This window comes from Candidatus Cardinium hertigii (assembly GCF_003788695.1).
Genome location: NZ_RARA01000026.1, coordinates 33,385 through 56,376, shown reverse-complemented (window position 1 = coordinate 56,376; position 22,992 = coordinate 33,385). Strand labels below are relative to the sequence as shown.

Genomic DNA, 22,992 nt, shown 5'->3' with positions numbered 1-22,992 from the left:
CGGTATACTAGTAATAGTATCATATAAATTAATTAACTTATAATTTAAATAAATTAAAACCCATTCCTTATTCCTATTATGCATACTTTACATATCACTAAAAAACTATTTCTTTTTTCTATGGTTACTTCTCAATTTGGTTGTTCTAATGGAACACAACAGGTCAATCGTTTACCAAATCCAAATCCAACTGCTCCAACCTCTTCTTCTTTAGAAGAGACAGAAAAACGCTTGAGGGCGCATGTAAGCTATTTGTCAGAGACAATAGGCGTGAGAAATATAGCATATTTTGAAAAATTAAATGAAGCAGCTAAGTATATTGAAGAAGCATTTAGAGAAGCAGGATATAGCAGTACCAACCTTACTATTATCCCTTATACTGCAAAATATACAGGAGAAGCATTTAAAAATGAATATGATACTAATAAAATTATTAAGGGTAACCCTTATAAAATGACTATTATAGAAGCTATTGTTAATAGCAATCCTGATGTTAATACAAATAACGAATGCGTTGTAATCGGAGCGCATTATGATACTGTAGATGGTTCACCAGGAGCAGATGATAACGCTTCAGGAGTAGCCGGGGTTTTGGAAATTGCCAAGCATATGCTAAAGTATGAGGGAAAAATTGAAAAAACTTTAAAATTTGTATTATTTCCTAATGAAGAAGAACCGTATAGTTTAGATTCCAAAGCAGTAGACAGAAAAGCAACGGCAGCAAAATATGGAGTAGATACTATGGGCAGTAGGGTTTATGCAAAAATGGCTAGGGAAAAGGGGGAGCATATGGAAGTAGTAGTACTTGAAAGTATAGGATACTTTTCTAATGAACCAGGTAGTCAAAAATTTCCTTCTATATGTCGTATTTCTTTAGCTCCTCTTTTTAAGCTATTGGGCTATCCTGATATAGGTAATGAAGCTGTATTTGTTTCCAAGCGGGGAGCGTCAAAAGAATTTGCAGACCGATGTATGTCAGCCTCTAAGAACGCTAAGGTAGCATTTCCTATAAATTATTTTTCAGCACCACATTGGTTCCCTATATTGGGACGGCTTGTTGAGCGATCTGATCATGCATCTTTTTGGCGAGAGGGTTTTGATAAGGCTATAATGATTTCAGATACAGCTGATAGTAGAAACAAAAATTATCATAAAAATACTGATACTATAGCGGACGGTAGTGTAAATTTTAAAGAATTTACCAAACTGGTAGAAAATTTAAAGGAAATAACTGAAGGATTGGTTTCTAGTACAACAGCAGAAAAACCTGAAACAGAAATAGAAAGCCCAACTACAAGCACAAGCACAAGCACAATAGCCCAATAAAGAACCTAAGCTATCTCCGTACAAGCAAACAAGCAACACGAAAAGAAATCTTTTTACTTTTTAGGGTGAGGAGAAACGTATCCGTTCAGTGGAATGGCCTATGCCTATTTAGAAATAGCGCAATAATGTAAGTTTATAAAAAATGCGCCTTGAAAAAACTGTGGAAAGAAAAGAAAGGAAATCACTTTGTCTGAGCTCCGTAGGAGCGAGATTTGATTTTCGGTTTTTTTCCTTTTTTTTCAGCAGTTTTTTCATCAGCGCTTGATTTTTTTTGGCTACTTTTTTTGATCAAGCAAAAAAAGTAGCTTTAATTATTATAATCTATAAAATATGGCTACCACGCAAGTGAATGGATACTATAAAATATGGCTGCTACGCAGGTGAACGGATACCAAAGTGTTGGATTAAGAATAAAGTGTACGCAAGCTATTGCAGCTATAGATGCTGCATTTTGCCATTACTTATGGTAGATTTAGACGTAAAATTTACGGTATCCAATATATAAAATTATGGTTAAAACTTCTTTAGCACGCTTTGTGCTTTAGAAAATTTATGCTAGGTTAGCAACCCTACATCATAATATTATTATGTTGGTAAAGAATAAAAAAGCAAATAAAAAACAAGTATCATTCTAAAAAACAAAAATTATCATAAACCATGAAATGTATTTTATCTAAAAAAGGCACGTGCTTCTTAAGAAAGAGATGTTTGGGTTTTTCGATCGGAAGCTTTAATTTTACAAAAAAAATAAAATCCAAAATGATCCATATAAGAAATACAAATCATATTTCTTATATGTTGCATCTTTTGTTAGCTGGGATGTTATTAAGCAATTGCCAAGAGGGTAATACGTTTCAAATGCGTAATCAGGGAATTCAGAATCAGGAAATTCAAACGTTGTGTAAAGTGCTGCGTAATAAGGATGGTAATAAACTTCCGCCAATAGATCACTTATCTAATGCACCTATAGTTATAAGGCATCTGGATAAGAAAAATGATTGTACTTTACCCACTACAGTGAAGCATTTATGTAAAAGTTTTATTGATTCAAAAGCTTATCCTAAAAGTTTATACAATTGTTTGGCTTCTTTGGATCATCCTACTTTTTATGCTAAATCTAAATCTAAATCTAAGCTTTTTGCATATGGTACCGCTTTTAATATAATTGCTGAAGTTTGGAATACCTATCATGAAATTTATAAACGTTTGGAAGAAATTTTGGAACAAATTGACGATAATGCTGAAAAGGATGAGCAAATCCAGATTTTATTAAAAAAGCTTAAAACCTTTTATACGTGTTATGTATGTCCCTCTGGTGACACTCCCACTAGGTTTAGAAATGAGCAGTGTTTTTATATAAGCAATGACGTGGATGTATTAAAGCAATGTATTGGTCGTATACGGATTAAAAAGAGTGAAGAAGATAAGCATCAAGTTTTGAATGATACAATCATAGCACTAACATTTGGCGAATGCTTAAATAAGTTAAATTTAAACTGTAAATCACAAAAAAAATGCTGGAACCTGTTTAAGTCTAATGATTTAAAAAAATGGTTAAATGTAGCTAAAAAAGATAAAAATGTGTTTGCTACCTATTTAGGTGAATATATAGCGAATACAAAAAGTAATGAACAAGATTTTTGTTTTGCAGTTCCTGATATACCTGATATAGATGTATTGGAAAATACATGTGTGAAGCAGATAGAAGTTACAGGAAATGCATCCGTAAATAGCAGTAGTATTACGCCTTTTACGACTTCTACGCCTTTTACGTCTTCTACACCTTCTACGTCTTCTATGCCTTCTACGTCTTCTATGCCTTTTAAAATTGCTAGCTGTCCTATTGATGATATTCCTTCCTACGCTGCTGCTGATGGTGATAGTTTTTATGATGAACCTTTTTATGATAAGCCTCCCTCTGACGTTACTTATGCTGATGATAGTTCTTATAATGAACCTTGGGATAGTAATAAATCTGCTGAAAATATTAGGCACCATCTAAACAATAATTTGCAGGCATCTGCAATTGTTATAAAAAAGAATGGTCAATATAAGCCTACACCTGTAACTCAGAAAATTCAATTATATATCCTACAATTAGCTGAACAGCAAAAAGATAAGGATAATGCTATATTTACTTATGATAAGATTAAGAAAAAAACTGGCAATAAATTTGATATTGATTTGGTTTTTGAGGCCATGAAACAAGATTATTATACGCTTCACCTTATTCTAACCCAAATTTCATGTTATCAATCTACCGTAGCACGGAAGATTTCATAGCATTGCGTAAATGGGTATTGTCCAGTTAAATATATCTGTTCACGTGCGTGGCAGCAATGCTTTTAATTTAAAGGTCCTTTTTATTTGTATCTGTTCAGCTGCATGGCAGCCATATTTTATAGATTATTGATGATTTTATCCATTTTTTTTTAAAAACTACTTATTTTAAAGCTACTTTTTTTGCTTGATCAAAAAAAGTAGCCAAAAAAAATCAAGCGCTGGTGAACAAAGCTGTTGAAAAATTCAGTCTGAAAGCTGAAAATCAGAACTCGCCCAGGCCTACAGCCTTGGGCTCAAACAGGCTGATTTTCTACTACCTTTCAGACTAAATTTTTCTAATCACAGCTTTGTTCAAGGCGCGTTTTTATGATCTTGCATTATTGCGCTATTTCTAATTGGCCACTCTACTGAACGGATACAGACGAAGAGTAGGCTCAAACAGGCTGATTTTCTACTACCTTTCAGTCTGAATTTTTCTAGTCACAGCTTTGTTCAAGGCGCGTTTTTTATAAACTTACATTATTGCGCTATTTCTAAATACGAACATGAAAAAATACGCATAGGCCACACCATTGAACGGATACTGTGTAGGAAGTTTAGCTATTGCATTAGACCCATTGCATACATAAGCGCTATTCTTTTCTATTCAAAATTTCTTCACAGATATGCTGCATTTCTGTTAACCACTTTGAGTAGATATTATTTTTTTCCCCCCATGGAATATAGAACGAAAGCGTTTCTTTGGCTATGCGTTGTTGATCTGCCCATTCACGTGCATATAAAGTTTGGGTATTGTGGAGCCTATCAGCTAGTTTAACCTGTATAACACGGATGTTAACACATTGGCCCAGCATATTTTTGTTTTCTATATCACTGAATTTCCAAGGGTAACCATTTGTATTGTAATGGGTGACTCTATCTACAATATAAGCAACCTCAGGGCCATACATGAGTTCTATTTGGGTTAAGGTTACCGGTGTATCTTCTACTACATCATGCAACAAACCAGCTAGAATGGTAGATGGATCTTTGGTGACATCTAGCAGTATCTTACTTACGGCCATAGGATGCGTATAATAAGGCGCTCCCGATTTACGTATCACAAGACCATGCGCATTTTTAATAAAAGCAATGGTTTTTTCCACCATTTCTTTGGTCAGATTGGTTTCTGTTGTAAGCAATTCTACTAACGTTCTTTCTTGCGCTAAGCTTTCGGTTGTTTCACCTATCTTATTAGCAGCCAAATCGGTAGGATTGTAATTTTTAAAATGCATCACATTTTTGCCCGATACCGGTAATACGTAGAGGCATGTTAAAGCATCTTTGCTTTCCATGATTTCGATATAACCACCATGGGCTTGCACAATTTGCCTACTTTCTGCTTGATAAAACTGTTGTTCCGTTTTAGGCAAGCAAACAGGAGGTATTTTGTCCATGATATCGTATGCTGGTAGAATATTTTGTGTGCTATCATCGGTACTGATCGAAAATGCCAGGGCGGGCAAGGTAAGCATTTTTTTCCCGGTTTGGGTAACTATTGCATAATCGTAACGTAAAGTGGTATCAGAAACGGTTAACGTAACCATATGATCTGCAGCTTGTGGACATTTGCTAATCTCCCATATATTTAAGGTTAAAAAACATTCAAAAAGTGAAGGATCTGTTAATAGCTGTGTTACTTCTGTGTGGTTGCGCAAAAGCAATTGCATAGGCTCCCCTAACCCTCGAATGACCCCATAAACTTTTAAAATAGTGGGTTCGATTTCTATTGGCTTTACTGCTTTCTGATTTAACTCTAGGCTACGTTCTTCCTTAGCTCTTTGTAATAATAAGCTGCTAAATTTCTGCAGTTTATGCATAAATAGATTGATATTTTCTCCCAGTTGTTCTTGACCATGGGTATAAAGATAGTGACAAGGTTTTTGCAGCATTGCACCCATTTCTTGCAGCAGCTTGCTACCATGGGTCATATCTAGCCTGGACCAGTTGGCTTGGTTATAAATGGCTTCTAAAGCGATGCGTCGTTCATAATTTCCCCTAAGCTCTATAACTTTGAGTTTAGCGTTAGCTTTATCCCGTAAGTGTTTATAGGTACCCAAACCCACCATTGCTGCAGTGATTAGCAGCATAGCAAAAATTAATTCTATAGAAATTTCGTTATATCCAGCCCAGAAGCAGTTCCAAAAAGGAACGCTAGGCGGAATACATAAATGGGTTATTATGGCTATCCCTAGCATAGCCATGCTTATTTCTAAAGACAAAAAGACGATACCCAAAGTTAGATTAGAGACAAATAGGGCACAAACCATAGGGCTAAAATGGCCCAATTTTGCAAATTGTAGGTTAGCTACAAAAAGTAGCATACCTACCAATCCAGGCCATAGCCAATGGAGAAGGGCGTTGCCCTCTTTCTTATAGGAGTGAAAAGTGGGATAGATGACTAAGATCGTTCCTATTGCCATGGAAGACATATATCCATAGACATAAGGGAAGAAATAATCTTTTTGTATAAAACAAAGGGCTATAATGGTGCTGATGATTACATAGATACCAAATAATATAAAGGTGCTTCCCTTTTTAGGAAAAAGTGTTTTTCGATATGATTTGGTAAATGGAAGGGTAAGCCGTTGTAAGCGTTCCTTCCACCACTGTTTGGTGGCTTGATTTTGTAAATCCACTGGACTATGTTCTTTAATGCCCACCCAGCCCGTATGCGGGCATTGAGGGAGTATATAATGGATAACCAATAAAATAAGTGCACTAAAAAATAGTGGTTTAAAAATGTTCTGTGATGATATAAGTTGATTGGTATAATATATACGGTAAATCGCTAAGATGATATTTATACCCATACTACATAGGACCGTAATAGATCTGGGTCTAAAACCAAAACAAGCCATGAGGAAAGGAATAGAAACAACCGGGCCATATATACTAGCCGTTTTGATAAATAATTGTGCATTATTCCTTGTATGTAAGACTAAAAAAAGGCTAATGATTCCTATTACAACAGAAGCCACCCGCACAACCTGGAGTGAGGGCTTACCAACTCGTTTAGTTAAACTACCCATCATAGGCCATACATCATTTGCAAATAAAACAGAAGCCGCGTGTAAATTGGAATCAGCGGTAGACATAAGCAAAGCTATAATAGTAGTTACTAAAATACCACGCATACCCGGAAAGTAAGGCAGACCTATAATGTAATGGAGTACACTTTGATTTGGTTTGATCACATGCCCACCTACATATAAAGCTATTGCCACGCTTAAAAAAAGCATAGGTAAAATGATTCGGATGATAGCGCTTTTGCTAAAAACTTTTGCAGCTTTCCATACAGAAGGTGCCATATAAAAACGTTGAATAGGTGCAGGATTAAAAGAAAATACAAAACTAAAAATAAAATAGGCAAGTACCTTGCTTATGATTCCATTGTTCCAAATATGCATTTTGCCTATGTTAAATTGTGGCATATCCATAAGTTTTTGCCATCCAGCTATTGGATCTTTGGCATAGTATAAAAGTACAAAAGAGAGCATAGGAAAGCAGAGGCCAAAAAGAAGAACTTGATAAACATCTGTTAGAGCTACCGCCCTAGCTCCTCCAAATGTAGCGTAAAAAACTACTAATGTAGCTAAAAATATAGCTGAAGGAGTCGAAAATAGGGCTGTTTCAGGAAATAAAATAGCCGTAATGTTTAGCCCAATTTTGATCTGACAGGTTAACAATGTTATCGTCATCATGATACCAAATATTCCTGTAAGCATTCGAACCGTTGGACCATACATGCTTCCCATAGACTCAGCTATAGAAAGGTGGCCTACAAATTCCTTCATTCTTATAATTACAAATCTGGAGGCTAAATAGAACGCAATAGGATGTACTAAATCCATAATCAATTCATACAAGCCTAGATCATAATATATATTGAGCCTAGAACTTAACATGTTGCCTCCATAGATAGTGGCGATTAAGGAAATGGTAATGACTAGGTTAGTCATTTTTCTATTGCCGACCGCATAATCTTGAAAGGTTGTGATTCCTTTACCGTAATAAAACCCAATTGCAAGCGTTATGATTAAAAATACCCCTACAATTACTAAATCAATGTTTACCATAATTAAATATTTATATTTTGCTAATACCTAACAATGGTTAAGGTAATCTAGAAGAGGTCATTTATGCAAATGAAATGGTCCAGTATAAACATATATGTATAAATATTGACCTTTTTATAGTAAAAAAATCAAAAACAAAAACAATAATGTATTTCTTATAGCGCGCAACACAATAGAACCCATTTCTGTTTAATGTGGTATGGGTAGCAAGCGATATCATAAAAGGAGAAATGGCAATATGGAAATTCCACACGCATGAAGGATATGGGATAGGGATACTAAACGATAAAAAGCATGCACTTCCTTACTTTTTTCTATACAAATGTATATATTTGTATTCTACGAGTAGTAGACAGAGTCTGCGGTGAGTAAACGGAATCTACTAAGTAAACGGAGTCTACGGTAAGTAATAAGTAAGGTAAGTAATTGATTGTCCGGTAGTGTAACGGCAACACGTCTGGTTTTGGTCCAGAAGACTCTAGGTTCGAATCCTAGCCGGACAACTGAAGGGATATGTCACTTCTACAGGTAGAAAACAAGTAATTTACTAACTAAATAAATAATTTTAAAATTATGTTTTATCTAAATTATAAATATGGATTAGGGTTGTCGTTTTTGCTACTACTAAGCAGTAATGAAATAAGTGTAGCCAAAGTGGCAAAAAAAGAGGTGAAAAATAGCCCTGCTAAAATTGGTACAACTGCTAAAAATAAGCTAAAAAATGTATTAGAAGCAGAAAGCACCAAAAGCACTACTGACGGTGATACAAATGATACCATTGCTAAAACCAAGCTTAAAAATGCATTAGACGAGGAAAATGCGCTTAATCGTGCCATCTTAGAAAAAAAACTTTCAGCTATTTCTGCAAAAATTGCGCAACTTAGTCTTGAAAAGGAGCATAAGCGTCTACGTAAGGAAATAGAAGAAGAGGATATCCGAGAGGCACATGAGAAAGCCATACGGTTGCTAAGAATGGAAAGAGAAAAGCTTGCTGCTGAAACAGAACTGGCCCAAGCTAAGTTTACCAAACAGATGGAGCAATATAGTATCCAGATAGCTGAGCTAGATAAGAAATTACAATTAGATAGGGGACAGACCCAAGTGCTGCAAGAGGCCAAAAATCGATTACAAGCAGAAATGGAAGGGTTAAATACTAAATTAGAGCGAAGCAAGCGCATTGAGCGGAAGCCTGTTTATCTTAAGGATCCCTTGCGTAAAAAAGATAATGTATTGGTGCTTTCGGATCGTTGCATTCAACTAGATGGCCATATTACGTGCTGGAAAGCAAATTATATAGTAGATCAAATTCAGTTTTTTAACAATAAAGATAGCGTTTATCCTATTTTTTTAGTCATCGGTGTCTCACCAGGTGGTAGTTCATGGGCAGGCCATAATATTTTACAAGCCATTGAGCGTAGTAAGGCACCGGTTTATGTAGTGGTGAGACAATGGGCTGCTTCTATGGCCGCAATCATTGCTACATTGGCACCTAGATCTTATGCTCTTCCAAATGCAGAAATTCTGCATCATCAGGTTGCGCAACTTGTTTTTTATAGATATAGACTAAATGTTAGGGAAGCACAGGAGTTGTCTGATGAGCTTAGGAAGGACTGGGAGCGTCTAGGCGGGCGTATAGCCAAAAAAATGGGGATATCGCTTAAAACGTTTGACAAGAAGTTATATGAAAAAGCTATGGATGGCTGTTGGTCGGAGTATGCCGATCAGGCTAAGAGGTTAAAATGGGTAGATGTAATCGTAAACGGTATTGAAGAAAGTGCCGTAAGTGTGCTCCCAGATGCTGCAGATTATACTTTAGAAAAGTATTCCAAAAACTATTTGGGTACTAATCAGACGGTAGATGGTACTAAATCTGTTGATCAATTGTATGGCTATCCCTTAATGCCACATGATTTTGATTATAGCTATAGGCCACCTCATCAGCAGCAAGCTCAGCTGATGGGAAAGGAATAATATTGTATCCGTTCACCTGCGTGGCAGTCATGTTTTAAAATGGCTAATATTGCGCTTTCTTTATTGCTAATGGGTACGAACACGAATACGCATGCCATACCGCTGAACGGATACTAACTTACTTCTTCTTCTAGTAAATATTCTATAACGGGTTTATTTACTAATGCTGGGTGAACGGCATAGGCTCTCACTGAATTACCACTCTTAACAGTAGATTGCGGATCTTTCGTAATCAATGGATGCCAATCAGGTAATGTTTTGTTTTCGTTTACTAAACGATAGGCACAACTTTTTGGTAACCAGGTAATGGTTTGTATATTTTCCGCATTTAATTTTATACAATCGTCTACATAGCTAAAACGCTCCTTATAGTTGGAGCATTGGCAGCTTATGGTATTGAGTAATCGACAACAAATCTTTGTGGTACGTATTTTTTGGGTTTCTGCTTCTTGAATTTTAAGTAAGCAACATTTTCCACAACCATCACATAAAGATTCCCATTGCGAAGAAGTCATTTTTTTAAGTGGTGTATGTAACCAAAATGGTTCACTAGGTTCTTGATCATTTTTCATAATAACGTTATTTATGGGTTATATTTTAGTTAGTGATTTCCCTCCAACAACCAAAAGCACTATGCTTATTAAGCTTTTGACAAATGCAATAGGTAAAAAAAGACATACCATATATTTTATTAAAGATATCCCAAATAGCGGTGGGCCTGTCCAAAAAGTATTTATATAGAGAAGTATATAAAATGCTTCTTTTCCGAAACACATCATAAAAAAGAAAGGTTTTGAAGTATAGTAATAATTCAATATGGGGTTTTGGGAAGCCTTGTGTGTTTTTGCTCCGCTTAAAGCGGCTGTATGCAGATAAAGCCAATGAGAAGAAATATCCAGCATAGCAACCATTTGAAAGAACAGTATCCAAGAAGGATATAAATAGCAAAATAGCATAAGAAGTCCAAGTAGTGCACACCTATCGATAATTTGATCAAGTAGAGCTCCAAAATGACTGGTTTGTTTGCATATTCTAGCCAGATATCCGTCAAGCATATCCATAGAAGTGCTTAAAATATAGAGCAATATTGCCCACCAAGAAGGGTATTTATACATAAAATACCATGAGAGTAGAGCTAATATAATACGTATATAGCCAATTAAATTTGGATAGAAAAAAAAAATATTTACTTTAGCCATGATATTAATTTTATTATGATGTAAATATAACGTATGTGCCCTATGATCCCTTTAGCTATTTGCTGACATGGTTCATTTCTAGGAACCCCTAATATAGATAACTGTATAGTCCCATCCAAATTATTTGGGTATCCGTTCGCCCAATGGCGTCAACTTAAGGCAATTCATGATTAGCCTACCCTCCTATTCTACTTGGTTATCAATAACAGCTAAACCTTAAGTTGACGCCATTGTCCGTTCGCCTGCGTGGCAAATTTTTTAATTTAATTATTTAATTACTAAATTATTTGTTTGTTATTTTTTTTCTTGATCAAACAAAAAAGTATCCGTTCAGTCGTGTGGCCTATGCGTATTTAAAATTTTTTGTTCGTATCTAGCAATAGCGCAATAAAATGTAAGTTTATAAAAAATGCGCCTTGAACAAGGATTAGAAAATTTACAGGCTGTAAGCTAGTAGGAAATCAGTCGTATCAGTTCAGTGGTGCGGCCTATGCGTATTTGTTCGCGTTCGTATTTATAAATAGCGCAATAATGTAAGTTTATAGAAAATGCGCCTTGAAAAAAAATAAAGCTGTGACTAGAAAAGAAAGGCTGCAAGTTGGTAGTAAATCAGCCTGTTTGAGCCTACTCTTCGTCTTTGAAAAGCTGGCTGCGTTCCGCTTCGGGATTCAGTGTACTCGCATAGTGGGGTATCCGTTCAGTGGAATGGCCTATGCCTATTTTTTCACGTTCGTATTTAGAAATAGGGCAATAATGTAAGTTTATAAAAAATGCGCCTTGAAAAAACTGTGGAAAGAAAAGAAAGGAAAAAAATCAAAAGAAAATCATTTTGTCTGAGCTCCGTAGGAGCGAGATTTGATTTTCGGTTTTTTTCCTTTCTTTTCAGCAGTTTTTTCACCAGCGCTTGATTTTTTTTGGCTACTTTTTTTGATCAAGCAAAAAAAGTAGCTTTAAAATTAAGTAGTTTTAAAAAAAATGGATAAAATCTTCAATAATCTATAAAATATGGCTGCCATACCACTGAACGGATACTTTTTAACAGCTTTGTTCACCAGCGTTTGATTTTTTGGTTGCTCTTTTATTAAGAAAAAAAGTAACGAATAATTTAGTAATTAAATAATTAAATTAAAAACATTTCTGCCACGCAAGTGAACGGACAATGGCGTCAACTTAAGGTTTAGCTGTTATTGATAACCAAGTAGAATAGGAGGGTAGGCTAATCATGAATTGCCTTAAGTTGACGCCATTGAGTGAACGGATACAACCTATACGTTAAAACGGAAGCGTATCACATCCCCATCTTGAACTATATAATCTTTTCCTTCTATCCGTAACTTCCCTGCCTCTCGACAGGCACTTTCGCTTTTAAAGGTCTGATAATCTTGAAAAGAAATTACCTCTGCTTTAATAAATCCACGTTGAAAGTCCGTATGAATAACGCCTGCTGCTTGTAGCGCCTTTGTCCCCTTTTCAATGGTCCATGCCCGTACCTCTTGTGGCCCTACGGTAAAGTAGGTAATAAGCCGTAGTAGGGAATAAGCTGATTGAATGAGTTTAGTTAATCCGGAATCGGTAAGATTATACGCCTGTAAGAAAAATGGTTTTTCATCGTCAGTCAATACATGAAACTGTGCTTCTAATGTGGGGCATCCCATAATCATATCAGCATTTTCCCTTGCTACTACTTCCTGGAGCACATCCACGTGTATATTTTTGGTGCCCAACAGCGTAGCCTCGTCCACATTGGCAAAGTATATAACGGGTTTTAAGGTTAATAACTCCCAAGAATGGATACATGCTTCTGCTTCCGCTTCTATTGGAAGTTGACGTACATCGATGCCCTGTTCTAACGCTGTTATAAAACGTTTTAACCATTCGCACGCCTGCTGTTGTGCTTTTGATCCATGCTTGGACAATTTTTCATTTTTAGTTAACCTTTTGGTAAGGGTATCTATATCCTTACGTCGCAATTCATAGTCAATAACCTCTTTATCAAAAACAGGGTCTACATGGCCCGCTACGTGTAGCACATTTTTATCTTCAAAACATCTGATCACATGTATAATAGCATCTACTTCTCGAATATGGCCCAAAAATTTATTGCCCAACCCTTCCCCCTGATGCGCTCCTTTGACCAATCCGGCTATATCTACAAATTCTATAGCGGTAGGTATAATGTTCTTAGAATGGGCTAGTGCACCCAGCAGCTCCATGCGCTTATCTGGTATAGATACTATACCTATATTGGGCTCTATGGTAGAGAAAGGAAAATTGGCAGAAGCCGCATGTCCATTTGATAAGGCATTAAATAATACAGATTTACCTACATTGGGTAAACCCACTATCCCACATTTTAAAGCCATATATTAAAAATATGCGTAACCATGAAACGTATACCTACTTGGGTTGCCATATAATATAGTTGTTATAATTGTTTTAGCCATAAGCGTATAGCCAGATACTAGCTTGTATGCTAGCTGCTACAGTGCTAAAAAATGTTTGTATGTAATAATGGTTAATCTATGATACCTAATCTTTCTTTTATCATATCAATTGCGTCTCTATTTTCTGCCATAATCATTAGTAAATCAAGCGCAGCAATGACCGTGTCCCCCCTAGGGATGATAAATGTACCATTACGTTTTATGAGCATAATCAATAAATTTCCTGGTAAACTCAACTGTACTATTTTTTTTCCAATAGCAGAGGAACCTTCTGGAACAACTAGTTCTATTAATTCACTGGCCACTTCTTGCGATAACTGAATACTAGGTGGATGTTTTTTTACTATTGGCTCTTCTAGTTGTAGCCATTTGGCTAATGGAGAAAGAGTGGTCCCTTGAAATAAGATAGAAGTGAGCACCACAAAGAAAACAATATGGTACATTATATCTGCTTGGTTAATTTTAGCTAATAATGGATAGGTAGCAAAAACAATTGGAACGGCCCCTCTTAGGCCTACCCAAGAGATAAAAACCTTATGGTTAAAATTTAATGTCTTAGAAAAAAATAATGAAATAAAAACACTCAATGGGCGGGCTATAAACATTAAGAAGATAGAAAGCAACAGTCCAATGCCAGCAATAGGTAGGAGCTGGTTCGGATAAACCAATAGCCCAAGCATAATGAACATAATAATTTGCATCAACCAAGAAATTCCTTCGCAAAATTGTATGATACTTTTTTTATGTGGAAAATCTTTATTCCCTAATATTAATCCTGCAAGATAAACGGCTAAGAAGGCATTGCCATGTAAAAAATGGGTTGCGGAGTAGGTAAAAATAATTACGGCTAATATTAACCCTGGGTAGAGTGAACGATTGGTAAGACGAAGTTTATTGAGTATTAAAAGCATTAGCTTGCCTACCAACAGCCCTGCTAGCCCCCCTACCACCATTTCTTTTACAAAAGTGCTTATAGCTTCCATTGGACTCATGGCTTGTTTGCTTTCCAATAATGTTTTAAACAAGATCATTAAAAACCAGGCCATCGTATCGTTGGAACCAGATTCTAATTCTAGCAGGGGGCTAAGGTTCGCTTTAAGATGTATATTTTTAGATCGAATGATCGAAAAGACGGCAGCTGCATCTGTAGAAGCAATAATTGAGCCCATCAGTAGACCTTCTAGTAGGGTAAATTGTATATGGCCACCCCAGAGGGTTGTAACCCCCCAGATGAACAAGCCTACGCTAAAAGTAGTAATTAAAATACCGACGGTTGCCAATACTATACCGCTCCAGAGAATAGGCCGTATATGTTTGTACTCCGTTTCTATTCCTCCTGTAAAAAGAATTAAACTGAGTGTAATAGCACCTAATAATTGAGCGGCCATAGGATCATGGAAATCAATATTTCCCAGCTTTTCGTGGCCTGCGACCATTCCTACCAGTAAAAAAATAATCAAGGCGGGAATACCTAATCTAGTAGATAGTTTGGTGATGACGATACTCAAAAAGAGTAAAAAAGAGCCGGCAATAAGTAAGCTTTCTGGATGCATCTTTTTAACAAGTAATAATGTCCGTTATAAACGGCTAGATTTAACGCGCTTGTGCTGGTACACGTTAATTGAGCCCAAATCAGCTCTATCCAAATTTAGGCAAAAAATAGTTTAATCGTACTGTTTTGGTTAATTTGGTTGTATTTTACTATTTGCAATGCCTGTATATATAAAAAATACAGCACTGCATTTTATTTAAACCATCTCAATGCGTTATTTCATCTATTTATCGTACTTTGGAAAAGCATATAGTGGTTGGCAGATTCAGCAAAATGCGCTTTCGGTGCAGCAAGTGGTACAAGAAGTGCTCAGTAGCTTATTGTCTACAGAAGTGTTTATTTTAGGTAGCAGCAGAACGGATAAGGGCGTGCATGCCAAGCAACAAGTAGCTCATTTTGACGTAATGCAACCTATAGATCTTGCTAATTTGAAATATAGATTGAATAGGGTACTACCGGCTGATATGGGCATTACCGCTATATGTCCAGTGGTAGATGGTGCACATGCCCGTTTTGATGCATCCTATCGCATATATGAATATACGATTATTTCTCATAAAGATCCCTTTGATAGGCATACCGCTTTTTGGCTTGGTCATCTTCCTCCGCTTGAATTATTAAACCAGGCGGCAGCTCTTTTTCGTATCCAGGCGGATTTTGAATTTTTTAGTAAATCCAGTAACCAAGCAAAAACGTTTGTGTGTACTATACAGGAATCTTATTGGTTACAGCTAGGTGATAAAATTGTATTTCGCATACAAGCAGATCGTTTTTTACGTGGTATGGTTCGGGCCATTGTAAGTGCTATACTTAAAGTAGGAAGTGGTAAAATGTGTTTAGATACGCTAAAGAAATTGATTGTAAAAAAACCTACGGAGCGTCCTGGGCTTACGTTGGTACCTCCACATGGTTTAACGTTGGTAGCAGTAGGTTATCCAGAAGCGTTGTTTTTGAAAAAAAATGAATCATAACCAAGAGCCGATTATTGCCCTAGCCACCTCATCTGGCGTAAGTGCTATTGCGGTAGTACGTCTGTCTGGGAAAGGTGTTATTAAGTGTGTAAATCAAGTGTTTCATGGGGCTGATCTTACTCAACAAGCTTCTCATACTATTCATTTTGGCGTAATACAGCAGGGTAAAACTAAAATTGATGAAGTGCTGGTCTCCATTTTTATAGCACCCCATTCCTTTACGAAAGAGGATTCGGTAGAAATTTCTTGTCATGGCGCTCCTTTTATTGTAGAGCGTTTGATACAACTTTTTTTGGACCAAGGCGTTCGTATAGCCGAAGCTGGGGAATTTACCAAAAGGGCTTTTTTAAATGGTCGATTTGACTTATCCCAAGCAGAAGCGGTAGCTGATTTAATTGCAGCAGATGCTGCGTTAGCTCACCAAATTGCCCTTAGTCAAATGCGTGGATGTTTTTCTTCTCAATTGCAAGAACTTCGCAATGAATTAATCCATTTTGCAGCTATGTTGGAGCTGGAATTAGATTTTGCAGAAGAGGATATCGATTTTGTAGATAGAATGCATTTAAAAGTATTGGCTAATAAAATCATTGAAAGATTACAGTTGCTGATAGAAAGCTTTCGATTGGGTAATGTGATTAAACACGGTGTTTCCGTAGCCATTGTCGGCCAACCCAATGTAGGTAAATCAACACTATTAAATACCTTATTACAAGAAGAACGTGCCATTGTTTCGCCCATAGCAGGTACTACACGAGATACCATTGAGGGGCTATTACACTTAGGAGGTCTGTTGTTTAGATTTATAGATACGGCGGGTTTAAGGGAAAGTGTAACGGATGCCATAGAAGCGATAGGGATTGAGCGCACCAAGCAACAAGTAAGCAAGGCCTCTATAGTAGTCTACTTGGTTGATATAGCCAATATGACCTTAGCGCAAGCAGAGGAAGCAGTGATGGCATTGGGTTTGGAAGGGTTTCCTTTACTTAAGGTTGGTAATAAAATGGATATTGCTACTGCCAGCACCTTAGAAAGTTTTTCAGCTAAAGGCTATTTACTCCTTTCTGCTCAAACAGCTAGCGGTATAGAGGTGCTTAAAAATGAACTGTTGAAACAGGTGCAGCATACATCCCTACATAGGGTAGGCACCATTGTGGTCAATGCACGCCATTACGAACTGTTACAAAAAAGTAGGCAAGCATTGCAAGCGGTTGTGATAGGACTTGAGGAAAAATTGTCTAATGAATTACTGGTTGTGGATATACGGAATGCGCTTTACCATTTGGGTCAAATTACGGGAAATATTACAACAGAAGAAATGCTTGGAGAAATTTTTTCTAAGTTTTGTGTTGGTAAATAAGTTAATAAGTTTAGGTCGTTCATCCGTATCCGTTCACTCAATGGCGTCAACTTAAGGCAATTCATGATTAGCCTACCCTCCTATTCTACTTGGTTATCAATAATAGCTAAATCTTAAGTTGACGCCATTGTCCGTTCACTTGCGTGGCAGAAAGAAATGTTTTTATATCCGTTCACTTGCGTGGCAGCCATATTTTATTAGATTACTGATTATTTTATCCATTTATTTAAAAGCTACTTCTTTTAAAGCTACTTTTTTTGCTTGATCAAAAAAAGTAGCCAAAAAAAATCAAGCGCTGGTGAACAAAGCTGTTGAAAAATTCAGCCTGAAAGCTGAAAATCAGAACTCGCCCTCTACGGTTACTCAATGGATTTGGAAAGCTGGCAAGGCGCGCGAGGGTGAAGCGCACGCAGCATAGTAGAACTATGTGAGTACGCTGAATCCAGAAGCGGAACATAGCCAGCTTTTCAAAGACGAAGAGTAAGCTCAAACAGGCTGATTTTCTACATTGCTCTCAGACTGAATTTTTCTAATCACAGCTTTGTTCAAGGCGCATTTTTATAATCTTGCATTATTGCGCTTATTGCTAATGGGTACGAACAGGGATATGCATAGGCCACACCACTGAACGGATACAACTTTTATTTGTATAGATTTGTATAGATTTGTATATTTGTACAAATTTGTAGGGTTGGAATAGCAGAAAAAAATGGACTTGTATTATACAATATATACAATTATACAATTTGGCACACGTCATTAACATAAATTTACGTTCAGATGCTTTTGGTAGGGTTAGGTATACTTTTGTTTGTTTCGTTTTTAGGCGCTCGGTTGAAAGGCATTAGCCTAAGTATGTTGGGAGGTTTGGGTGTATGTCTGCTTATGGTAGTATTCAATGCTACTCCAGCGGATCCTCCTTTTCAAGTAATATTTTGTATTGCTGCAGTGCTTACTGCGATTGGTACGGTAGAAGCTGCAGGCGGGCTAGACTATTTGGTACAATTTGCCGAGTCCTTAATTAGAAAGCATCCCCGTAGCATTATATATATCAGTCCTATGGTAACCTATGTTATTACTTTTTTAGCTGGTACCAATCATATTGCTTACTCTATTCTTCCAGTTATTGCAGAAGTGTCTAGAGATGTCGGTATTCGTCCAGAACGGCCCCTATCTCTTTCTGTTATTGCCGCTTTGCATGGTGCCCTTGCTAGCCCTATTTCCTCTATAATGGTTATTTTAGGTAGTTTTTTAAATGTTGCAGGTATAGAAATGATAACGATTTTTAAAATCTTGATCCCTTCCACTATTGGTGGTTTATGCATGGCAACATTTGTAGTAAGCTTATTAAGTAAAAAAATGCCGGATGGATTTTTAGCTACTACTGAAAACAAAGCAATAGTTTCTGGTCTTGCTTCTACAAGCGAACAGTTCCCTCTTCCATCTAGCTCTTCTAAAGTAGCCAAGTTATCGATTGTATGCTTTTTAGTTGGTAGTTTAGCTGTTGTTGTGTTAAGCTCTTTTACAATATTGCGTCCTACTTGGGAAGTAAGTGGAGTTAAGATGTTCCTTCCAGCTGACCTTATCCTTGCATTGGTTATGTTATCCACTGCAGGATTGATCATGTTGATTTTTCGAATTCCATCCAAGTCTATTACCCAAGGAAAAGCATTTATTGCGGGTATACAGGGAATGTTATCTCTTTTGGGTGTTGTCTGGTTGAGCAGTACATTCGTACAAAGTAATAAACCAGTTTTGCTTCGATTTATATCGGATCATCTTTCGGAACATTGGCAATTTTCCATTATTTTGTTGCTTATGTCTGCTGTTATGGGTAGTTCTGCTGCTACGATTAAAGCAATATTTCCATTAGGGATAGCATTAGGGATTGCTCCTAAAATATTATTAGCTTCTGTAGCAGCCGTTAATGGCGTATTTATTATTCCCATTTATCCGACGATGCTTGCTGCTATTCATTTAGATGCTACAGGTACAACCCGGATTGGTAAATTCCTCTTTAACCATAGTTTTATGTTGCCAGGTTTAATCGCAGTGGTGGGAGCGGTTGGTATAGCATTTTTGCTTACTTATGCTGGGATATAATAAATCTTTTTAATATTGTACTTTTATATTTGATCATAGGATGTTTATAATTGGATGGGGTATGTTCCTGTTGATACTGCTAGTGGGTTTGCGTTTAGGTGGAATTGCGTTGGGATTATTGAGTGGGTTAGGGTTAGGGCTTTTAACTTTTTCTGGGCGCATGCAGCCTACATTCCCTCCCTATGACTTAATTATATTACATGCTTCCTGGATGGTACTGGTAGCTACACTGGAAGGGGTTGGATTTTTTGCGCTATTAGGGGAAAAACTTAAGCTTTTGGTAGTAAAACCTAAACATTATCCTGTTTTACCCATTGTTTTTCAAACAATATTTTTTTATTACTTATTATTCTTGTATACAGGCACAACCCGTTTATGGACACTAGCTATGTGTAGTGGTCTAGCCCTATTGATATATAAGGTTAGGTCATATGTAGGTGCGCGCGCCTCTAGCCAGAGGCGCGCGCATGCATGTTGTGTGGTAGAATTGTGCTATTGTTTATCCTTTTTAACAGGAGATGGAGAATGGTTGCATAAAATTATAAATGATAAAAATAATATAACGCAAGGGCAGAAAACCCTTACGCAGTATGCTGCTGGCATTGCTATTCATATGGGATTATTGACCAGTCCTTTATTTATATCAGGCCTATTGCTTTTATGGGTGGTCGGTAATAGTTCATTATCTGTTTTCGTTTTGGTAAGAACGATTGGGTGCCTTACGGTTGGGATAACCGTCTTAACCCGTATTATACTGTTAGAGGTTATGCCCCGTCAGTGGCTTACAAAAAAATTAAATAAATGGTTCGGTCACGGTTACGATGAGGATGAAGTTCCCGTTATAACTGAATCACAATATAAAAAAAAGGTTTCGGTTTTCTTCTTGGGTGTAATTTTGCGACTGGTTGCAGGTCTATTTGTGCTTGCCAAGCATAAAACTAGCATTGTAACCGAATTAAGATATGTCGGAAAGATTTTTCAGGTTAGATTTCCTATGTTTTTTGCTTTAATGCTACTGTCTGTGGCAGCTATCACCCTGTTGTCCTGTAAAGTACAACCTGTTAAGGTTTTACAAACCAACCGATTTAAATTAGGTATTCAGCAATTCTTTAATTTTTTAGGAGTGGTTTGGTTTGCAGAAGCATTAATTAGCTATGATCAAGCTTTTTTAATAAGTATATTACATGATAGTCTACTGAGTAATCATTATCTCTTTTATTTAATTTTGATGGTATATCTGTCTTTGGTAGATATTTCAATGGTGATTTGGCTTTTTATCCCTCTTTTAATAGAGGCTCATTTTTCTAACTTAGGTATTGCTTTATTGCTTGTTGGTGTCCATAGTTTAGCTCCTATAAGATTTTGGGTACGTGTAGGTGTAGGTAAGAAAAACGGTATGCTTACGTATACAGATCCTTTGCCCATTAAAGAATAAGGTAAGGTAATTTCATGTCTTAAATTAATCATTATGGATATAACAAAATTATTTGGACAAGTGGAACAGGTTCGAAAAAAAATGGAGGAATTTAAGCAAGAAATGGCCCAAGTTGAAGTAACGAAAGAAACGGGTGCTGGGCTTGTTAAGGCAACGGTAAATGGCAATAAGGAATTGCTTTCTGTTTCGATAGATCCGTCACTGTTAAATAAACAAGATCAAAAAATGGTACAAGATCTTATAGTAGGTGCAGTGAATTTGGCATTAGAGGAAGTGGAAAATAAAGTCCAAGCAGTAATACAAAAAAGTGCAATAGGTATATAGGGGGTGCTTAATTACAATGCGGTAAGTGTTGCTATTGTTCTTTTAAATTACAATGGGCTTGCGTTATTGAAACAATATTTACCTACGCTATTGCTTTATAGTAATGGTCATAACGTAATAGTAGTAGACAATGCTTCTACAGATGGATCTGTAACGTATCTGCAAAGCTATTTCCCAGAAGTATTGTGCATGGTGCATGATACAAATTATGGCATTGCAAAAGGTTATAATTTAGCACTTAGGCAGATTAAGGCTACTTATTATCTATTGTTAAACAATGATGTATTGGTTACTGAGCACTGGTTAAGCGAGCTATTGGCCATTATGGAGGCTGACTTTTCTATTGCCTTTTGTCAACCCAAAATACTTTCTATTATAGAACCAGATCGATTTGATTATGCGGGAGCAGCTGGTGGATTTATAGATGCGGATGGTTATCCCTTTTGTAGGGGAAGAATTTTCAATAGCATTGAAAAAGATAGGGGACAATACGACGATACACGAGCTGTTTTTTGGGCTAGCGGTGCTTGTGTATTGGTACGTTCCAAAGTTTTTCATGATCTAGGTGGCTTTGACGAACTTTTTTTTGCCCATTTCGAAGAGATCGATATGTGTTGGCGTGCACATCTTTCTGGTTGGAAGGTTTATTATTGCGGCACCAGTAAAGTGTACCACTTAGGGGGGGCTACGATAGCTTATAGCAGCCCTCGAAAAACCTATTTAAACTTTAGAAATAGGGCATTAATGCTTTATAAATATCAATCAAATCCTATATTGGGTACGCTAAAGCGGCTGTTTTTAGATGTATTAGCTGCTTTTAGGATGCTTTATCTCGGTAAGTTTTCACATAGTTGGGCTATTTGCAAAGCACAAATAGATTTTTTTAAATTTAAAAAAAAATGTATGGTAAATCGTTCTGTTTTTCGTTTACCTCACATATATAAAAGAAGTATTGTTGTTTATTTTTTTATTAAAAAAAATAAATTATTTTCTAAAATTTCTTCCGCTCAATTTACATAACATTTACATTCCGTTGTTAGCTTTTTTGCTTAAGCAAAAAAGCTAATTATTGATGATTTTATGTATCTGTTCAGTGGTATGGCAGCCATATTTTATAGATTATTGAAGATTTTATCCATTTTTTTAAAAACTACTTAATTTTAATTAATTTTAAAGCTACTTTTTTTCTTGATCAAAAAAAGTAGCCAAAAAAAAATCAAGCGCTGGTGAACAAAGCTGTTAAAAATTCAGTCTGAAAGCTGAAAATCAAAACTCGCCCTTTACGGTTACTCAATGGATTTGGGAAGCTGGCAAGGCGCACGAGGGTATCCGTTCAGTGGAGTGGCTTAAATCGTTTAGTAGCTCTATTGTAAAATATAATTATTAATATTAAGTTAGGTTAGATTATTCCCATAACCCTTTATCATTAGATGGAATTAAATATAGAAATTATTCCCTATTTACTAAGTAAGGTTCAGATCTTAGAGGCTAGGATTGCGTTATTAGAATCTGAAAACAAGGCGTTGCGTTTAGAGAATGCCCACCTAAAAGAAAAACTTGGTTTAAATACTAAGAATTCCTCTATACCCAGTTCAAAAGAATTGTACAAATCCAAGAAACGTCCTAGGCATAAGAGTGGACGTAAGCCAGGTGGCCAACCAGGGCATACAGGTGCTACGCGCTCTAAGATGGTAGCTGATTCAATCGTAGCANTTATCAAGAAAAAAAGTAACGAATAATTTAGTAATTAAATAATTAAATTAAAAACATTTCTGCCACGCAAGTGAACGGACAATGGCGTCAACTTAAGGTTTAGCTGTTATTGATAACCAAGTAGAATAGGAGGGTAGGCTAATCATGAATTGCCTTAAGTTGACGCCATTGAGTGAACGGATACCTTAATTAGGCT

14 protein-coding genes and 1 tRNA gene are annotated in these 22,992 nt (G+C 36.5%); 10 read left to right on the top strand and 5 right to left on the bottom strand.

All coding sequences use genetic code 11. The annotated features are described in order from the left end of the window. Positions 1-78 precede the first annotated feature (78 nt). Together EDM02_RS04105 and EDM02_RS04100 are read left to right on the top strand one after the other, a co-directional pair. Positions 79-1,326 (top strand): M28 family peptidase, encoded by a 1,248-nt coding sequence (locus EDM02_RS04105; RefSeq protein WP_123663310.1) that lies wholly within the window; start codon positions 79-81, stop codon positions 1,324-1,326. A gap of 759 nt (positions 1,327-2,085) precedes the next feature. Beyond that, positions 2,086-3,609, top strand: a complete 1,524-nt coding sequence (locus tag EDM02_RS04100) for a hypothetical protein (protein ID WP_123663309.1) — start codon at positions 2,086-2,088, stop codon at positions 3,607-3,609. 632 nt (positions 3,610-4,241) lie between these two features. Here the strand turns inward: EDM02_RS04100 and EDM02_RS04095 are convergent. Next, complete coding sequence (locus EDM02_RS04095) at positions 4,242-7,727, bottom strand: sodium:solute symporter family protein (protein ID WP_123663307.1); 3,486 nt, start codon at positions 7,725-7,727, stop codon at positions 4,242-4,244. Positions 7,728-8,158: 431 nt separating this feature from the next. Here EDM02_RS04095 and EDM02_RS04090 point away from each other — a divergent pair. Beyond that, positions 8,159-8,230 (top strand) — tRNA-Gln (locus tag EDM02_RS04090). 70 nt (positions 8,231-8,300) lie between these two features. Next, positions 8,301-9,698, top strand: coding sequence for a ClpP family protease (locus EDM02_RS04085; RefSeq protein ID WP_123662234.1), 1,398 nt, complete (start codon positions 8,301-8,303; stop codon positions 9,696-9,698). Positions 9,699-9,811: 113 nt separating this feature from the next. Here EDM02_RS04085 and EDM02_RS04080 read toward each other — a convergent pair whose 3' ends face one another. The 4 genes from EDM02_RS04080 to EDM02_RS04065 form a co-directional block, all read right to left on the bottom strand. Beyond that, on the bottom strand, positions 9,812-10,270 hold the full coding sequence (locus EDM02_RS04080; RefSeq protein WP_123662236.1) for a YcgN family cysteine cluster protein: 459 nt from the start codon (positions 10,268-10,270) through the stop codon (positions 9,812-9,814). An 18-nt stretch (positions 10,271-10,288) separates the two neighbouring features. Continuing rightward, positions 10,289-10,897 carry a CDP-alcohol phosphatidyltransferase family protein gene (locus EDM02_RS04075; RefSeq protein ID WP_123662237.1) on the bottom strand — a complete coding sequence of 203 codons (609 nt, stop codon included), beginning with the start codon at positions 10,895-10,897 and terminating at the stop codon, positions 10,289-10,291. A gap of 1,265 nt (positions 10,898-12,162) precedes the next feature. After that, a complete protein-coding gene (ychF, locus tag EDM02_RS04070) occupies positions 12,163-13,260 on the bottom strand; it encodes a redox-regulated ATPase YchF (RefSeq protein WP_123663305.1) in 1,098 nt (365 codons plus the stop codon). Between the two features lie 152 nt (positions 13,261-13,412). Next, entirely contained in the window at positions 13,413-14,894 is a 1,482-nt protein-coding gene (locus EDM02_RS04065; RefSeq protein WP_123663302.1) for a potassium/proton antiporter, read from the bottom strand. Positions 14,895-15,102: 208 nt separating this feature from the next. On the opposite strand from EDM02_RS04065, the gene truA reads away from it, so the two are divergent. The 6 genes from truA to EDM02_RS04035 all read left to right on the top strand — a co-directional run bounded on the left by truA (position 15,103) and on the right by EDM02_RS04035 (position 22,103). Further along, positions 15,103-15,864, top strand: coding sequence for a tRNA pseudouridine(38-40) synthase TruA (truA, locus tag EDM02_RS04060; protein WP_123663300.1), 762 nt, complete (start codon positions 15,103-15,105; stop codon positions 15,862-15,864). Continuing rightward, positions 15,854-17,221, top strand: coding sequence for a tRNA uridine-5-carboxymethylaminomethyl(34) synthesis GTPase MnmE (mnmE, locus tag EDM02_RS04055; RefSeq protein WP_123663297.1), 1,368 nt, complete (start codon positions 15,854-15,856; stop codon positions 17,219-17,221). Before truA ends, mnmE begins: the two co-directional genes overlap by 11 nt. A gap of 780 nt (positions 17,222-18,001) precedes the next feature. Then, entirely contained in the window at positions 18,002-19,324 is a 1,323-nt protein-coding gene (locus EDM02_RS04050) for an anaerobic C4-dicarboxylate transporter family protein (protein WP_123663295.1), read from the top strand. 40 nt (positions 19,325-19,364) lie between these two features. Then, the gene (locus EDM02_RS04045) at positions 19,365-20,759 is read left to right on the top strand and encodes an anaerobic C4-dicarboxylate transporter family protein (RefSeq protein ID WP_123663293.1); all 1,395 of its coding nucleotides are present in this window, start codon (positions 19,365-19,367) and stop codon (positions 20,757-20,759) included. 33 nt (positions 20,760-20,792) lie between these two features. Next, positions 20,793-21,083: a YbaB/EbfC family nucleoid-associated protein gene (locus tag EDM02_RS04040; protein WP_123663291.1), complete on the top strand. Its 291-nt coding sequence runs from the start codon at positions 20,793-20,795 to the stop codon at positions 21,081-21,083. 3 nt (positions 21,084-21,086) lie between these two features. Next, positions 21,087-22,103 (top strand): glycosyltransferase family 2 protein, encoded by a 1,017-nt coding sequence (locus EDM02_RS04035; RefSeq protein ID WP_123663289.1) that lies wholly within the window; start codon positions 21,087-21,089, stop codon positions 22,101-22,103. Positions 22,104-22,992 lie beyond the last annotated feature (889 nt).

Bases quoted from the DNA above. Each gene is read 5' to 3' on its own strand.
- EDM02_RS04065 (WP_123663302.1), bottom strand. From the start codon at position 14,894: ATGCATCCAGAAAGCTTACTTATTGCCGGCTCTTTTTTACTCTTTTTG.
- EDM02_RS04040 (WP_123663291.1), top strand. From the start codon at position 20,793: ATGGATATAACAAAATTATTTGGACAAGTGGAACAGGTTCGAAAAAAA.
- EDM02_RS04080 (WP_123662236.1), bottom strand. From the start codon at position 10,270: ATGAAAAATGATCAAGAACCTAGTGAACCATTTTGGTTACATACACCA.
- EDM02_RS04075 (WP_123662237.1), bottom strand. From the start codon at position 10,897: ATGGCTAAAGTAAATATTTTTTTTTTCTATCCAAATTTAATTGGCTAT.
- EDM02_RS04100 (WP_123663309.1), top strand. From the start codon at position 2,086: ATGATCCATATAAGAAATACAAATCATATTTCTTATATGTTGCATCTT.
- ychF (WP_123663305.1), bottom strand. From the start codon at position 13,260: ATGGCTTTAAAATGTGGGATAGTGGGTTTACCCAATGTAGGTAAATCT.
- EDM02_RS04085 (WP_123662234.1), top strand. From the start codon at position 8,301: ATGTTTTATCTAAATTATAAATATGGATTAGGGTTGTCGTTTTTGCTA.
- mnmE (WP_123663297.1), top strand. From the start codon at position 15,854: ATGAATCATAACCAAGAGCCGATTATTGCCCTAGCCACCTCATCTGGC.
- truA (WP_123663300.1), top strand. From the start codon at position 15,103: ATGCGTTATTTCATCTATTTATCGTACTTTGGAAAAGCATATAGTGGT.
- EDM02_RS04105 (WP_123663310.1), top strand. From the start codon at position 79: ATGCATACTTTACATATCACTAAAAAACTATTTCTTTTTTCTATGGTT.
- EDM02_RS04045 (WP_123663293.1), top strand. From the start codon at position 19,365: ATGTTTATAATTGGATGGGGTATGTTCCTGTTGATACTGCTAGTGGGT.
- EDM02_RS04095 (WP_123663307.1), bottom strand. From the start codon at position 7,727: ATGGTAAACATTGATTTAGTAATTGTAGGGGTATTTTTAATCATAACG.
- EDM02_RS04050 (WP_123663295.1), top strand. From the start codon at position 18,002: ATGCTTTTGGTAGGGTTAGGTATACTTTTGTTTGTTTCGTTTTTAGGC.